Source organism: Niallia oryzisoli (genome assembly GCF_036670025.1).
GTDB classification, from domain to species: domain Bacteria; phylum Bacillota; class Bacilli; order Bacillales; family Cytobacillaceae; genus Bacillus_BD; species Bacillus_BD oryzisoli.
The window spans coordinates 3448524-3464354 of record NZ_CP137640.1 but is presented as its reverse complement, the minus strand read 5'-3'; the positions used below and the strand labels follow the sequence as shown (position 1 = coordinate 3464354).

15 protein-coding genes are annotated in these 15831 nt (G+C 36.7%); 13 read left to right on the top strand and 2 right to left on the bottom strand.

Annotation, left to right across the window (positions count from 1 at the left end; translation table 11 throughout):
- Positions 1–137 precede the first annotated feature (137 nt).
- The gene (locus R4Z09_RS17475; RefSeq protein ID WP_338448030.1) at positions 138–1910 is read left to right on the top strand and encodes an ABC transporter ATP-binding protein; all 1773 of its coding nucleotides are present in this window, start codon (positions 138–140) and stop codon (positions 1908–1910) included.
- Between the two features lie 112 nt (positions 1911–2022).
- Positions 2023–2511: a DinB family protein gene (locus R4Z09_RS17470; protein ID WP_338448029.1), complete on the top strand. Its 489-nt coding sequence runs from the start codon at positions 2023–2025 to the stop codon at positions 2509–2511.
- A gap of 57 nt (positions 2512–2568) precedes the next feature.
- On the opposite strand, the gene R4Z09_RS17465 is transcribed toward R4Z09_RS17470, so the two are convergent.
- Entirely contained in the window at positions 2569–3132 is a 564-nt protein-coding gene (locus tag R4Z09_RS17465; protein WP_338448028.1) for a TIGR00730 family Rossman fold protein, read from the bottom strand.
- 266 nt (positions 3133–3398) lie between these two features.
- Between R4Z09_RS17465 and R4Z09_RS17460 the strand changes: the two genes are divergently transcribed.
- The 10 genes from R4Z09_RS17460 to R4Z09_RS17415 all read left to right on the top strand — a co-directional run bounded on the left by R4Z09_RS17460 (position 3399) and on the right by R4Z09_RS17415 (position 13432).
- Entirely contained in the window at positions 3399–3872 is a 474-nt protein-coding gene (locus tag R4Z09_RS17460; RefSeq protein ID WP_338448027.1) for a CarD family transcriptional regulator, read from the top strand.
- Between the two features lie 260 nt (positions 3873–4132).
- Complete coding sequence (locus R4Z09_RS17455; RefSeq protein ID WP_338448026.1) at positions 4133–5173, top strand: ABC transporter substrate-binding protein; 1041 nt, start codon at positions 4133–4135, stop codon at positions 5171–5173.
- Between the two features lie 26 nt (positions 5174–5199).
- A complete protein-coding gene (locus R4Z09_RS17450; protein ID WP_338448025.1) occupies positions 5200–5973 on the top strand; it encodes an ABC transporter ATP-binding protein in 774 nt (257 codons plus the stop codon).
- Between the two features lie 3 nt (positions 5974–5976).
- On the top strand, positions 5977–6765 hold the full coding sequence (locus tag R4Z09_RS17445; protein ID WP_338448024.1) for an ABC transporter permease: 789 nt from the start codon (positions 5977–5979) through the stop codon (positions 6763–6765).
- A 128-nt stretch (positions 6766–6893) separates the two neighbouring features.
- Positions 6894–7112 (top strand): YdbC family protein, encoded by a 219-nt coding sequence (locus tag R4Z09_RS17440; RefSeq protein ID WP_338448023.1) that lies wholly within the window; start codon positions 6894–6896, stop codon positions 7110–7112.
- Positions 7113–7401: 289 nt separating this feature from the next.
- Complete coding sequence (locus R4Z09_RS17435) at positions 7402–9282, top strand: zinc ribbon domain-containing protein (protein WP_338448022.1); 1881 nt, start codon at positions 7402–7404, stop codon at positions 9280–9282.
- Between the two features lie 15 nt (positions 9283–9297).
- The gene (locus R4Z09_RS17430; RefSeq protein ID WP_338448021.1) at positions 9298–10539 is read left to right on the top strand and encodes an ABC transporter permease; all 1242 of its coding nucleotides are present in this window, start codon (positions 9298–9300) and stop codon (positions 10537–10539) included.
- The gene (locus R4Z09_RS17425; RefSeq protein ID WP_338448020.1) at positions 10523–11668 is read left to right on the top strand and encodes an ABC transporter permease; all 1146 of its coding nucleotides are present in this window, start codon (positions 10523–10525) and stop codon (positions 11666–11668) included. Before R4Z09_RS17430 ends, R4Z09_RS17425 begins: the two co-directional genes overlap by 17 nt.
- A complete protein-coding gene (locus tag R4Z09_RS17420; protein WP_338448019.1) occupies positions 11665–12381 on the top strand; it encodes an ABC transporter ATP-binding protein in 717 nt (238 codons plus the stop codon). Before R4Z09_RS17425 ends, R4Z09_RS17420 begins: the two co-directional genes overlap by 4 nt.
- 232 nt (positions 12382–12613) lie before the next feature.
- Positions 12614–13432, top strand: coding sequence for a glycerophosphodiester phosphodiesterase (locus R4Z09_RS17415; protein WP_338448018.1), 819 nt, complete (start codon positions 12614–12616; stop codon positions 13430–13432).
- Positions 13433–13527: 95 nt separating this feature from the next.
- Here R4Z09_RS17415 and R4Z09_RS17410 read toward each other — a convergent pair whose 3' ends face one another.
- Positions 13528–14691, bottom strand: coding sequence for an acyl-CoA dehydrogenase family protein (locus tag R4Z09_RS17410; RefSeq protein WP_338448017.1), 1164 nt, complete (start codon positions 14689–14691; stop codon positions 13528–13530).
- A 314-nt stretch (positions 14692–15005) separates the two neighbouring features.
- Between R4Z09_RS17410 and R4Z09_RS17405 the strand changes: the two genes are divergently transcribed.
- On the top strand, positions 15006–15830 hold the full coding sequence (locus tag R4Z09_RS17405) for an electron transfer flavoprotein subunit beta/FixA family protein (RefSeq protein ID WP_338448016.1): 825 nt from the start codon (positions 15006–15008) through the stop codon (positions 15828–15830).
- Position 15831 lies beyond the last annotated feature (1 nt).

Genomic DNA, 15831 nt, shown 5'->3' with positions numbered 1-15831 from the left:
AATTTTGGCGGAATGACTCAAGAAATTGGTAATTATGTTCAAAAAGAGTGCGGTACTGCTTCAAAAAGTTGCGGAGCGAATGGGGTAAGAAACTCGTAGAATAATATCATCAAATACTGATAAAAGGGGTCTTTCCATTGAATCAATTTAAATTGTTTTTACCCTATGTGAAACGAGAAAGTAAATTTTATTTAATAGGTTTTTTAGGGAGCATTTTCCGTTTTCTTATTCCGCTTTTTGTTCCATTGATTTTAAAATATATTTTTGATCAACTGCTTCAAAATGACTCCCTTTCTCCAAATGAGATTCTAGAACAGCTTTTGATTATTGCGGTAGGAATGTTGGCAGTCTTTTTATTAATAAGAACACCGATGGAATATGTAAGACAATATTGTATTCATAAGGCTAACAATAATATTATGAAACAACTTCGCAAGGATGCATTTAAAAAAGTACACGCATTGGATGCTAAGTATTTTGTTGAAAATAAAAGTGGTGAAATCGGAACACGGTTTTTCGATGATATCGAAAAGGTCAAAGGTTATTTAACTGCAGCGTTTGGGAACATCTGGATTGAAATTATTGTTTTATTGTTTATTATTGTCGTCATGCTAACGATGCATATGACATTAGCGGTTCTTTCTATCGTACTGGTAAGTATTCAGTTTGTTCTTGCTCATTTCCTTTCGAAACGGTTAAAGAAAACAACCCGAGACGTTATGCGTTACCGTTCCGTAATGAATGGGTTTGTATTTGAAAAAATACAAGGTGCTTTCATATCTAAATTATTTTCCTCCGAAAAACAAGACAGGGAACAATTGGATCGTCACTTAGTTCATTTCGATACGCTAACAGATAGGCATGCTAAGGTAAATGCAGTGATGCTATCAGCAGTCAACGTGTTAAGTGACATGACTCCTTTTATTGTCGCTATCATTGCAAGTCTTTATGTGATTAATGATAGTTTAACGGTTGGTAGTTTAATTGCATTTTTTGCTTATGTCGATAAAATGAGAAGTCCTGTTACAGCCTTAGTGAATGCCTATCCAGCTATTACAGAAGGCAGCGTTGCGTTACAAAGGATTTTTGATTTCTTCCATACCCCATCAACCATAAAAGAAAAAGTAAATCCTGTTGAGTTGAAAGAATTTAGTCATGCGATTCAATTCAAAAACGTTTCTTTCACCTATGATGGAAAAAAGTCGATTATCAATAATGTCTCTTTGAAAATGGAAAAAGGAAAGACGTATGCTTTCGTTGGTGAAAGCGGGGGAGGCAAAAGCACCATTTTACAACTTCTATTAAGAATGTATGATGCAACACATGGGAAGGTATTTATTGATGACGTGGATTTAAAAGATTATTCGATTTCCAGCTTGCGGGACCATATGGGAATAGTGACTCAGGAAAACTTTTTGTACAGTACTTCAATTGAAGAAAATATTAAAATAGCAAAGCCGAATGCAACAAAGGATGAAATCTTTGCTGCCGCTCAAAAAGCTTTTGCACATGAGTTTATCACCCTGTTACCTAAAGGCTACGATACCGAAATTGGTGAAAGAGGAATCAAGTTATCCGGTGGTCAAAAACAGCGTATTGCTCTTGCTCGTGTATTTTTAAAGGATCCGTCCATTATTATACTAGATGAAGCTACAAGCGCTCTTGATAATGAAAGTGAGACGCTGGTCCAAGAATCGATTAATCAATTTCATCATGATAAAACCATCGTTATTATTGCTCATAGACTTTCGACAATTGTGAATGCTGACACTATTTTTGTTATAAAGAATGGAGAAATTGTAGAAAGTGGTAACCACCAGAGCCTGCTAAAACGAAATGGATATTATAAAGAACTCTATTCGAAACAAGCAGAATCAAATACAGACAGATTGAAAATGGCAGCTGGATGATAAAAAAATGAATACAAATGGTCAATTTATAAGGCTTTAAGAATAAATCTTAGATATAATGAATCTAGTGTTATTATACTAAGAATATTAGAAATGATCGGAGGGAACTAATGTGAAAGATCACGGCATTAATATGCTTCGTTATGATTACTGGGCAAACATAAAATTATTGGACCATATCGACAGTTTATCAGAAGACCTTTTTCATAAACAAATGAATAGTGTATTTCCATCAATTGCTGAAACGTTTTACCATATTTTTAGGGGCCAGCGGATTTGGATTAAAAGATGTATTCCAGACCTTGCAGTAAATGAAAATATTATTGCATTTAACAATATCGAGCAGGCAAAGAAGAGTTTTAAAGAACTTCATCAAATAATGATTGATTCTATCACAATTCATTATGATGGATTATCTGAAATTGTCTATCAAAATACAAAAGGCACAACTTTTAAAAATCATATTGATGAAATTATGCACCATCTTGCTAACCATGGGACCTACCATAGGGGGAATATTGCATCAATGATTAGGGACAACGGGTATAAAGGCACGTCGACTGATTATATTCAATATCTAAGAGACCTCGAAAATAAATAATCGAAAAAGGCATCATCCTAAAAAGGATGGTGCTTTTTTCGTAGACATACTACGCATTTATTTTCGGGAGTAAAGATTTGCATTAAAATGTGAAAATTGATCTAACAAGCTGCTTGCTTTCTCATCTATCAATGCTAATGTACGAAATTTTTCATCCATGAAATGTTCATCGGCCATATGATTAAATAGATCTACAATTGGATCGAAATATTGATTAATATTTAAAAGACCGATTGGCTTTTGATGTAAGCCAACCTGTGCCCATGTAAAAATTTCGAAGAATTCTTCTAAGGTTCCAGGACCACCCGGCATTGCGATAAAACCATCAGCCAACTCAATCATTTTTGCTTTTCTCTCGTGCATGGACTCAACAATGATTAACTCTGTAAGGTGTTTATGAGATCTTTCGCGATTATCTAAGAATCGAGGCATCACACCGATTACTCTTCCTCCGGCTTCTAATGCAGAGTCAGCCACAGCCCCCATCATACCTACACTTGAACCGCCATAAATAAGCGTTGTACTTCGTTTCGCTAATTCCTTTCCTAGTTTTTTGGCCCCTTCAATATAAACATCAGAAGCTCCATTTCTTGATCCGCAAAAAACGGCTAAACCTTTCATGTTCATTCACCCCCTGAAGTTGTTTCTATCATTTATTATATAAAATTATTCTAACAGATTGATATTCATAAGATTAATTATCCTACTATTATTTTTTGGAAAAATAAGAAAATAGCAGCAGAAATTCAAAATTTGAAGTTGTTTTATATGAAAAACAGTTGAAAATAAATATTGACATGTAATTATAATGCGTGTTAAAATAATAAATTTGATTATTTTTTGAAATTGTGTTACCATATAAATTGAATATAAATGGGGGTGCTGATTTGTTTCAAATTGGTGAAAAGGTGTTTTATCCAAACCATGGTGCAGGTATTGTTCAAGCGATAGAAGAAAAAACTGTATTAGGGAAAATACAACAATATTGTGTGATTAACATTCCTATTTGTAACATGGACATTATGATCCCCGTTAACTCTTTAAAAAAATTAGGAGTTCGCTCAATTGTTGATCAGGAAGTGATGGATGAGATATTATCAGATTTCCAACAGTTAGAGGAGGACGATGCTCTTCCATGGAAAGAAAGGTTTAAATTAAATACACAAAGAATACAGACAGGAGATATGCGTGATTCAGTTCATGTAGTCCATGATCTCTTACTGCGAAATAAGGAAAAAACACTGAATGTAAGTGAAAAAAAGATGCTTCATGATGTGCAGCGATTTTTGATTAGTGAAATGATATTAGTAAAAGATCTTACCGAAAATCAAGCAGCAGATCTCCTAAAACTAACTAGTTAAGAAGTTAGGAATCTTTGTTTATCCATAATCAAGAAAGAGGGCTGAAACAGCCCTCTTTTTTGTCTTTATAATATTCTTATTTGGTGCATATGATATACATATTTATGGAATAAATCTTTCTTATTAGACAGAAATGCCTTATTCTTAATAAAATAATTCTATTTTGGAAAAGGATTTTTGAAAATTATGTCGAATAAGAAAGATTTAAAGATTTCGTTTTTCGTGATCTTATACAACAAAGAAAAGATGGAGGGGTTAAAGTGAAAAAAGTAGCAATCTTATTGAGTATTGCACTATTAACGATCAGTCTAGCATTAGCTGGCTGTGGAAAGCAGGAGGAAAACCAGACTAAAGGTGGAGATGCCTCTGAAAAGGTTTCGGTAGATATCGGAATGCTGAAACTAACAAGTTCTGCTCCATTATTTATTGCTTTAGAAAAAGGTTTTTTTGAAGAGCAGAATATCGATGCAAAAGCAACATGGTTTGAAGCTGCACAGCCGATCGCTGTTGCCACAGCAGGCGGAAGTGTTGATGTTGGTGCAACCGGAATAACAGCCAGTCTTTATAACATGGCTGCTGGCGGACAAAAGCTATGGATTGTGGCTGATAAAGGAAGAGAGGAGAAAGGATTTTCTTCTACAGCATTACTTGTTCCGAGTGATTCAGCCGTAACAAAAGTTGAAGAATTGAAGGGTAAGAAGATCGGAATTACACAAACCGGTTCAACTTTCCATTATATGGCTGGAAGAATTTTAGAAAATCATGGATTAAAATTAGAAGATGTTGAATTAGTACCATTAAACAGTATTCCTGGTTTAATGGATTCTTTAAAAAGTAAACAAGTGGATGCAGTTTTATTGAATGAACCGAATATTTCGATGGTTGTTGATGAGGGATATGGTAAAGTCATTACTCAAGTTGGAGAGGAAATGGATTATCAAACATCTGGAATCTTTTTCTCACCAAAGTTTGCAGAAAATAAAGATGCAGCGGTACGTTTTTTAAAGGCATATATAAAAGCAACAAATTACTACTATGATGCAGTGTTAACGAAAAAAGACGGTGAGCTTGTAAAAGGTGAAAATTACGATGAAGTGGTTGATATTATTGCTAAATATACAGACCAAGAACCTGCTTTGATTGAAAAAGGCCTGCCATATATGGACCGTGATGGTAAATTACTAGCAGAAGATATTCAAACACAGATTGACTGGTATGCAGAGAAGAAATTAATTGAAAAAGCAATTGATAGTAAAGAAATTGTTAATACCGAGTTGTTAGAGGAAGCATTACAAGAATAGGATGTAAGAGGTTAGGAAGTGACAGCATGAGAATCGTAGTTGAGGATGTAGGAAAAACGTTTATTGATTCAAAGAAAAACGAAGTAACAGCACTTAAGGACATTAATTTTTCCATTGAACAACAAGAATTTGTTGTGCTTGTAGGTCCAAGCGGCTGTGGGAAATCAACATTATTAAATATTGTCGGCGGATTAATGTCACCCAGTACTGGACAAGTATATTTTGAAGGGGGAAGCGGGAAGGATCCAAAACTAGGGATTGTCTTCCAGGAGATTGCTCTATTCCCTTGGCGGACTGTGTATCAAAATGTGATCTTTGGTCTCCAGGAAAACGGTGCAAGCAAAAAGGAATGCGAAGAAAAAGGCAAGTATTATATTGATATGGTTGGATTAACAGGATTTGAAAATGCCTACCCTAAACAATTATCCGGCGGTATGAAGCAGCGTGCAGGGATTGCCCGGGCTTTGTCGGTTGAACCAGATTTATTATTGATGGATGAACCATTTTCTGCTTTAGATGCACAAACTCGTACACTTATGCAGGAAGAGTTGTTAACCATTTGGGATCGTACGCGATTAAGTACACTTTATGTTACCCATAACATACAAGAGGCTGTATATTTGGGGGATCGAGTCATTGTTTTATCCCGTCATCCAGGTCAAATTAAAAGTATAATCAATATTGATATGCCGAAAATGGAACGCGGAAATGAAAAATACCGCCTCCAATTCGAACAATACTCCAATGAGATTTGGAATTTAATACGCCACGATGCGCAAGAAGCGCTAAAGGAGGCGTAACAAATGGAATCAAGACAAGTTATTAAAAACCGGGTGGCTTTTTTAGAGCAAAAGATTCCGAAATACGCAGCCGCATTAGGGATTACAGTTCTTTTGATCCTTTGGGAGATTGTCTGCCGACTGCAAATTGTCCCGCCATTATTTCTGCCGGCTCCTACCGAAATCGTTAAAGCTGGCTGGGAAATGATCAGCACTGGTGAGCTGCATGAAAACTTGTTTGCCAGTCTCTACCGGATAGTAGTGGGTTATGCGATTGGTGCCATTGTAGGAATTATAATTGGATTGATACTGGGTTTCTCTAAATGGGCTGATGCCATATTTACACCAATCGTGTATTCTATTTATCCAATTCCGAAAATAGCTTTACTGCCGCTGATTATTTTATGGTTTGGTATTGGTGAAATGCCAAAGGTTGCGATCATTGCTCTTGGGGTATTCTTCCCAGTCGTTATCAACACGTTTTCTGGTGTCAAAAATGTCGATCCAATCTTAATCAAAGCTGCCGTTACATTCGGATCCAATCATCTAAATGTTATTCGAAAAGTTATTTTACCTGGAGCACTTCCAACTATTTTTGCCGGATTAAAATTATCTGCCGGAACTTCGTTGTTATTACTTGTTTCTGCGGAAATGATTGCAGCCGAGAAAGGAATTGGCGCAATGGTTTTACATTATGGGAATTTAATGATCACAACAAAATTAATGGTCGGTGTGTTACTGCTTTCATTACTAGGTTTGCTCTTTAACCGAGGGTTACAATGGCTAGAAAGAAAGCTGATTCCGTGGAAATAAAAAATTAGGATCATTCTTTAAGATAAGTAGAGGGTACAAAATCAAATGGTTTTGTACCCTTTAATTATGTAAATAATAACCAAGTTATGTGGTAAAATGAATCGAGAAATTTATGAGGAGGAAATGACATGGCCGAAATCAAATTTGAAATAACGAAAACAATAGGAACAATCTCAACCTCACCGAAAGGTTGGAATAAGGAATTGAACCTAATCAGCTGGAGTGGCAATGAACCTAAATATGATTTGCGTGACTGGGCAAGAGACCATAGCAAAATGGGAAAAGGTGTCACATTAACGGATCAGGAATTAAAAGCCTTAAAAGAGTTATTAAACACAATTGAATGATGACGGAAAAAGCTGTTATATGATGATAACTAACTTATAACAGCTTTTTTAATAGTTTCATTTATATCAGTCAAAATAGCTGATAAATTATACCTGGTATATTTGGTATGATTTGGTTTGGAATATTAGACATCAGACCCTAATATTTATTCAGTTTTTGGAAATAAAATGAAGAAAAATGTCCAAATTTAGCGAAAATATAGAATTGGTGTTGAAAGTTGTATATCATGAATAATGGTCTGTTCGACTGTGATATTAGGTAATTTGTAAGGGGAGAGAGGGAGAAAGTATGAAAACATGTCAGTCATGCGGCAAGTCATTAGGAGAGGATACCAAATTTTGTCCATCCTGTGGGGCACCAGTCAATCAAGAGGAACAACTATCAAAGAAGCAAACAAGTGCAGCATTAGAAGCAGAAACAAGATCACAACATGCAGAAATGAAAAACAAAAAAGGCTTTTTTCTAAAAAAACCCATTATCATTGCGCTTATTATTTTACTCATCGGTGCGTCGGGGGCAGCTGCAATGTTGCTTAAAAAGTCTCCGAAAGAGTTGTACTTGCTTTCTGAATATAAATCCTATCAGGAGGCGAAGCAGGGGTGGGATACTAAATATGGGGATGCAATCACATTCCAAGAAAAATTACTTGAGTCACCGTCAAATTCGGAAGTGGTATTAAGCGGTGATATGGAGCTGGATTCGTTGAGGGATGATCCTGATTTTGAAATGGTAAGGGAATTGTTGAAATCAACTTCCATTTCAGCTAAAACAGTTCAAGACCCTGTTCAAAAAGAAAGTCATTATTCATTAGCATTAAATGTTGAGAAGGAAAAAGCAATTGATATTGACATGTTCCAATCAAAAGAACAAATGGGAATAAAGGTTCCATTATTATACGAAAAGTTCTTTTATTTAAACTTAGATGAATATGGAGATTTCATGCGTATGCTCGATCCTTATTATGAAGGTCCGGAAAAATTAGAGATGTCTGAACTTGATCTTCAGGAGTTAAAAATAACGGATATAGAAAAGGAATATCTGCAAAAACGCTATGCTGATTTTCTTTTAGGAGAATTAAAGGATGATAACTTTGACATTAAAAACGGAATTGATTATGAGTATGAAGGAGAAAGCATGAAACTTAGGGAGGTTACACTATCCCTTTCAGAAGCTGAAACAAAGGCATTATTAAATAAATTCATGGATTATATTATCGAAGATAAAGAGCTTCATAATATGATAGCAACAAGAATTGAAAAATTCGCGAAAGCTGCTTCATTAGAAAATTCAGATGTTGAAATTCCTGAAAAGAATGAAATGATTGAGGAAATGGTTGCTGCTCTTAAAGATGTAAAGGATGACATGAAGTCGGTTGATTATCCGAACGGTTTTACATCAACACTATTAATTGATAAAAATGAAATCATTATTGACCGAAACGTAAAAGCGGCGATAAGTATTGATGGTGAACAGGTAAATGCTGAGATAACTAGCAAGCATGTTCCGTACGGTGACAATCAGAAATTTAATGAATGGAAACTAACTTTGTCTCCGGAAGCAGACAAGGATTCAAGTATGGTTTTCCAAATCAGCAACGATGTCAAGAATGGAAAAGAAACAGTTACCGAAAAACTTAAGGCATCTGCTATGTTGGAAGAATTCGGCGAAAAAGAAGATATTACGTTCACTTTGACAAGTAATATTAAAGGGGAAGCAGGAAGCAAACAGGATATTAATCGTGAGTTTTCCCTTGCCTTTAACGGAGACAGTTTCTACGATGTTCCAAATGAACTAAAGGGTGAAATCGAACAGGTCAGTGATCTAAACCTAAAGAAAAATTATCAAAATGAAACGTTCAAGATTAAGCTTTTGATGGAAGATGATTATGATTCCGGTGCCCTTACGTTAAACCTTGATTCAAAAACGAAGCTTGAGGAAAAAGTTACGGTACCAAGCTTTGACACGAATTCTGCTGAAGGGATCAATGTAGTCAAGATTTCTGATGAACAAATGCTTGAAATAAGTGAAGCCGTTGGAACAAATCTTTTAACGCTCGGAGAAAAATACGGGCTCATTCCAGAGGATTACTATTATGGATATGAAGAAGAGCTGTATGGAACGGATATGGATGCATACTATGATATACCTTTAGAAGATTACTATTATTAAAATTGGGTGTTTTCTATGAAAAACATCTTTATTCTTACCGAACTCTATCTAAAAATCTTTATGAAAAATAGGAAGTCAGCCGTATTTCTGTGGCTGACACCTATTTTCTTTTTATTAGGAGCGGCTCTGATTGGCCAGCAATTGTTAAAGGAAGAATCATTTGTTCAGCCTTTCCAAGTAGCTATTGTTAATGAAGATCAAACAATTGAAACGGAATTTGTCGTTCGCGAGCTTACGGAAAGTCCACATTTAAACAAATTGATTACTACAGTGGAAGTCGATAGAAACAAAGCAGAGTCTTATCTGCGTGATAATCAAATAGCTGCGATCATTCAGATACCAAAGGGCTTTAGCCGAGATGTAGCAAAGGGGAAAAATACACCAGTAATAGTCATTGGGAATGGTAAACGTCCTTTACAGTCAAGGCTCATTACTTATGTAATGGAAAGTGCTGCAAACTATACATCTGCTGCCCAAAGCGGGATTAATACAATTGATCATTTTATGTCTGAAGCTGATTTTTCAAAAGAAGATCAAAAGGATCAATTTAAAAGAAATGTTCTGTCTTTTGGACTTCACGTACTAGGAAGAGGAGAAATATTTGCAGAAATAGAGCAACATTATCTTTTTCAGGAAAATATATGGCAATATTATGCAGTTTCGATTTTTATTCTTCTCATTATGATTTGGTGTTTTATGAGTCTTTTTCTTATAAAGAATAATCTAAATAGAAGCATTCATTTCCGTTTGAAAGGACTTGGCTTTACCAAATTACAACTGGTATTCTCCCGCATGATGGCCGGGTATTTACTAGTTGTTTGCAGCTCTCTAGTGATACTCCTTTCGATTTTGTTCTGGAAAGGCTTTAAGGAATGGTCTCTAATTGCGGAGCTTACCGGTGCAACGATGCTGATTGCATTCGTCTTTCTAAGTCTGTTTGTGCTTATCGAAACGATGCTTGTTTCTGAAAAAATTTATCCGATTTTCGGAATTCTGCTGATTGCTGCAGGTGCTGTTATTGGTGGGCATTTTATTCCTGCTGTCTATTTTTCGGAAAGACTTCTCAATTTGAACGAGTTTTCACTAAATGGCTGGGTTCTTAAATGGACGTTTTCATTGTTAGAGGAATATTCAATCCATTCTTCTGCCATGTTAGGACTCTATCTTTTCCTTTTTTCATTAGGTTGTAGCATGATATCAGGGCTCATATTGTATCTTAGGGAAGGTAAAGGTGTTAATCATGAGAATCTTGTTTGAAAAAGTGAAAAGATTGCTCAGACCTGGATTTTTGCTATTACTAATGATCCCTCTTGTTGTGTCGATCTTAATCGGTTCCTTTGTAGAAAAACAGCAAAAAGTATTAGTAGTTCCGATCGGGATAGTGGATGGGGATCAGAGTCCTTTTTCGAAATCAATTATTGAACAAATGAAAAAGCAAGACATGTTGATTGTCCATGAAATATCCCTTGAAGAGGCAGATCGTCTTTTAGCACGGAATGAGCTCGATAGTGTATTTGTGATTCTCCCGCAATTCCAAAATCGATTATTGGATGAGGAGAGGGAAGGTGTGATTGAGGAATGGAAATCCCCACGCTCTGTTGCTGTCGGAATTGTTCAAGAGGTGGTAGCAAGTCAGGTAACTAAAATTTCAAGTGCTATTAAAGCAGCCAATACTGTAGAGAGATTATATAAGAAAGAGCAGATAGATTTGCCGGTTTGGCAAGATGCCTATGATTATGCGCTTCAACAATGGGAACCGAAGCCGTTAATGACGATTGATGTTGCCAGCAGATATGGAGTAGCGGAAATAAAGAAAAATGGAAGCGATAATGAAGCTGTTCCTCAGTCTCTTTACTTAGGAATTTGGAGCTTTATGACCATGGTTACTTGTTTTTTTATGTGTGATTGGATTGTGAAGGAACGTTTTATTTTATTTTCCCGTGTAAGAAGTACCTTCACAGGCTTACCTTCCTTTGTGATACAGACTGCTGGAGCCTATTTCGTCTATCAAATAGTCCAGGCCGCACTAAGCCTTTGGCTGTTATCACATTTTGGCTTAATTGAGGAAAATTCCATCTTACTTGTTGCGATGATCCTTTTTATCTTATTTTCAATATCAATAAGCGTCTGGCTGGCTTTTCTTATCCAACATCTAGGAAGCTACTATGTTGCAGGTATACTTATTTCATTTATAATAGCCATCCTTGGTGGAAGTTTCTTTCCTGTTTCCGAGCTTTCGCCGACACTTGAAGTTGTGTCACGTTGGCTGCCGCAGCATATTTTCGCAGTTACGGATGATACTGAATGGATTAGAATGACTATTCTCATCATTGGATCCTCATTCCTTTTCTGGCATAGGATTGTATGGAGGTTAAACATAAGGTGATCAGTCTTAAAAAAATAAATAAACAATATGGAAGCCGGTTTTTGTTGCGTGATGTTTCACTGGACATCAATGAAGGTGAGATCTTCGGCTTAGTCGGGGCAAATGGAGCAGGGAAATCAACCTTGATTTCTATTCTTGCCACCGTTATGAAACCTTCCTCCGGAGTTATTACCATGAATGGTTTAGACATAGAAAAGCAGAAAAAGAAAATACGCCAAATGATTGGCTTTGTTCCTCAGGAAATCGCTTTATGGGAGAATTTCTCTGTTAAAGAAAACCTCCACTATTGGAGTCGATTCGCAAAAGTTAGACCACCCAAAGAAAGGTTATGGGAGTTATGTGAAGCAGTTTCCTTGCATGATAAATGGAATGAAAAAGTCTCTACTTTATCTGGAGGTATGAAGCGTAAGCTGAATATTGCCGTCGCATTAATTCATAATCCAACCATTTTATTAATGGATGAGCCGACAGTTGGAATTGATCTTCAGTCTAAACTTGAGATAAATGATTATATAAAGAAATTGGCTCAACAAGGAAAAACGATTGTCTATATCACACATGATATTCACGAAATCATTCATCTTTGTGACCGGATTGGAGTTCTAAGTAGGGGAGAACTTCAATTTGTCGGAACATTAGAGGATGCCCGCAGTAATTTTGAACAGTCTAATAGGATGAAAATAGAAGAAGTGGTTTATCAATTATTATCTTAAAATTATTTATTTTATAAAGAGAGCTTTCAGCATACTTTGTGAAGGCTCTTTTTTTGTCTAGCTTATCTTACAGACATTTGCTTCGTTACAAGATTATGTGGAGTATTCATTAAATCAACATGAAATGATTTTACAGTTTCTTCATTAAACTTACATTATATTTACATATTTTATCCATGAACCTTCAATAATATGAAAGTAAGATCACTATCCAAATAGGAGTTGAACAGCGATGAAGAAACATACTATATTTGGATCTGTGTTGGTGTTCACTTTGTTATTCAGTATGCTTCAGTTTGTGTTTGTGCCGAAATCAGCAGGAGAAGTCCGGCATTTGTTTACCATTGCTCATCGAGGCGCTTCCGGTTATGCACCTGAAAACACAATTTATGCATTTGACAAAGCAGTCGAAATGAAAGCAGATTATATTGAAATCGATGTCCAAAGAAGTAAGGATGGCAAATTAGTCATCATCCATGACACAACTGTCAATCGTACAACAAATGGAGCCGGAGCTGTTAAGGATCTAACATTCAAGGAATTACAACGTTTAGATGCGGGAGGCTGGAAAGGAAAGCATTTTTCTGGAGCGAAAATCCCTTTATTTGAGGAAGTCCTTGCCCGGTATAAAGGGAAAATTGGCATTTTAATAGAATTAAAGTCACCAGGGCTCTATCCCGGCATTGAAGAGGAAATTGTAAACAAACTGAAACAGTTTAATCTGGATAAACACAAAAAAATCATCATACAGTCATTCAATTTTAAATCGATGAAAAAGATGAAGCAGCTTTTACCAGATGTACAGATCGGTGTTCTAGTTTCGAAGAAAAAAAATACGACAGAGCAGGCAATAAAGGATTTCTCCTCTTATGCTGACTACTACAATCCAAGCTTTGAGCTTTTGACAGACGACATGGTTCGGACAGCAAAGGAAGAAGGGATGAAAGTGCTGTCATGGACAGTCCGAAGTCCTGAAGCAGCAGATTTTCTTTTAAGTTATAATATTGATGCTGTCGCAACGGATTATCCCGATTATGTTCTTTTACAATAATATCCATTTCTATAGAAAGATTGCCCGACCCGGATTTATGTTTTTCTCAGGGGTCGGGCAATTAAATAAAAAAGCAAAAATATTTCTACTTTGTTTTAGTTGTTATCCATCTCTTTCAGGGCAGTTTGTGCGATTTTTGCGATCATCATATCATCCATTGGCGGATTATGAAGACCTGCTCTTACATCACGATAATATCGTTGGAGCGGGTTTGAGAGATGAAGACTTTTAGCACCTACAATTCTCATGGCCTGGTCAACGATTTTGATGCTTGAGTTTGTGACAATATGCTTTGCCGCTCCCAGCTCATTAGTCAAGTATGGACGACGTGTTTGATCATCATAAACTTCAGCCACACTATACAAAAAGTGTCTTGCCTTCATTAATTCCAGGTCGATTTGTCCAATTAAACTTTGCACGTTGGGTAACTGGCTGATCGTACCGCTGATGCTGTTTGGAGAATACTCTGTCGCAAATTTGACAGCATAGTCACGGGCAGCCTGGGCTATGCCTAAGTAGCAGGCAGGAATATGAAGCAGCCAGGCGTTTACATTATTTCCCCTTGGTGCTTGAAAAAACTCAACAAAGTTATCCTCAGAAACCTCTACATTTTCAAGAACGAGATCATGACTTTCAGTTCCTCTCATGGACATAACATCCCATGTTTCTTCGATGGAAAGTCCTGCGGTGTCCTTATCGATTAAGAAAATACCTGTACCTTCTTTTTCCTCGATCCATGCCGTTACTAAGAAATGAGTAAGGACAGGCGACATGGTTGTAAAAATTTTTCGACCTGAAACCATCCACTTGTTGTCTTTCTTCACTGCATATGTCCCAGGACGCCCGCCTCTTGTAGGGCTGCCTGTTTGCGCTTCACTAGCTGCTCTATTCACCAAAGCTCCATGACAAACCTCTTTTGCAAAGCTAGTCAGCTTCTCTTCTTGCCATAGCCTTTTCTCGTATAGTTCACCGATTACACTTTGATGCCAGCCAATAGCTAAACCTGTCGCACCGTCAAAGCTGGAAATGGTTTCTTGAAGAAGCACGAGATCGGATATGTTGATTCCCTCACCGCCGTATTCCTTTGGCAATGGCAGTTTTGTAAAACCCATATCTATCAGTGTTTGGATATTTTCCTTTGGGAATTTTCCTTTTTCATCGGTTTCTTTAGATCGGCTCATAAACAGCTTTTTCTGTTGTGTGAGCTTATGTATCCATTCTTTTTGAAAGTCATTTTTAATAAATAAGCTTTTTAACAAGACCAACACTTCCTTTATTGATTTACGTTCCCAAAAATAGATGCTGTGTTTTCATTTATAGAACACATGTTTTTTGAAGTTATATTTTTATTATAACAGCTTTTACAGTAAAGGAAGGACAGGGGGTTTTCTTCTTTTTTGAAAAATCGTTATACCGAGTGGGATTATTCGAAGCCGAATTTTATTAATGAAAAAATATCTAAAATTTCCGCATGTAAACGGTGGTTCTTTAATAAAGTTAATGTAAACAGGCTTTATATGTTTCTACTTATGAAAGGGAAACAGTAAGCTTTAGACGAGATGGAGGGGGTAACATGCTACATATTGTTGCCTGCATTAAGCAGGTACCTGACACCAAGATTATTAAAATGAATCCGAAAACAAATACAATGGACCGAAGGACAGCACCTGCTATATTAAATCCCTATGATGCCCATGCGGTAGAAGAGGCGGTGCGGATTAGAGAAAGATATGGCGGTATGGTTTCCGTATTATCGATGGGACCGCCGCCGGCAGTGAAAGCGATAAAAAAATGTATTGAAATTGGTGCCGACGAAGGGTACTTAATTACGGACCGCCGGTTTGCTGGTGCAGATACGTTGGCAACCAGCTACGCGCTTACTAAAGCATTGGAGAAAATTTCAAAGATTAAGCCTGTTGATCTTGTAATCTGTGGGAAAATGTCTATTGACGGTGATACGGGACAAGTAGGTCCGGGAATTGCACGACGGCTTGATATACCGCCATTAACATCTGTGAATAAGGTGGTCGAAATCAATAAAGATGAGGGATATGCAGTTATCCATCGGAAGCTTGAGGATGGATATGAAGTGGTCCAATCCACTTTACCATGCTTATTCTCTGTTGAGAAAACAATCAATGAAGTACCTTATTCATCATTCCAAAACATGCTGAAAGCAGCAAAATATCAACCGCATATATGGTCTGTTGATGATTTGGAGGATGTAGATATCAAACAGCTTGGTTTGAAGGGATCGCCAACGATTGTCTCAAAAGTATGGGCACCGCCAAAACCAGAAGGAGGAACCTTTATTGAAGGCCATCCGCAGCAACAGGTAGAGGAATTGCTGTCTATCCTGCTTGAAAAGAAAGAATTATTTAGTACAAAGGAGGGATGAT

Bases quoted from the DNA above. Each gene is read 5' to 3' on its own strand.
- R4Z09_RS17465 (WP_338448028.1), bottom strand. From the start codon at position 3,132: ATGAAAGGTTTAGCCGTTTTTTGCGGATCAAGAAATGGAGCTTCTGAT.
- R4Z09_RS17450 (WP_338448025.1), top strand. From the start codon at position 5,200: ATGAGAATCGTAGTTGAGGATGTAGGAAAAACGTTTATTGATTCAAAG.
- R4Z09_RS17445 (WP_338448024.1), top strand. From the start codon at position 5,977: ATGGAATCAAGACAAGTTATTAAAAACCGGGTGGCTTTTTTAGAGCAA.
- R4Z09_RS17440 (WP_338448023.1), top strand. From the start codon at position 6,894: ATGGCCGAAATCAAATTTGAAATAACGAAAACAATAGGAACAATCTCA.
- R4Z09_RS17435 (WP_338448022.1), top strand. From the start codon at position 7,402: ATGAAAACATGTCAGTCATGCGGCAAGTCATTAGGAGAGGATACCAAA.
- R4Z09_RS17430 (WP_338448021.1), top strand. From the start codon at position 9,298: ATGAAAAACATCTTTATTCTTACCGAACTCTATCTAAAAATCTTTATG.
- R4Z09_RS17425 (WP_338448020.1), top strand. From the start codon at position 10,523: ATGAGAATCTTGTTTGAAAAAGTGAAAAGATTGCTCAGACCTGGATTT.
- R4Z09_RS17415 (WP_338448018.1), top strand. From the start codon at position 12,614: ATGAAGAAACATACTATATTTGGATCTGTGTTGGTGTTCACTTTGTTA.
- R4Z09_RS17405 (WP_338448016.1), top strand. From the start codon at position 15,006: ATGCTACATATTGTTGCCTGCATTAAGCAGGTACCTGACACCAAGATT.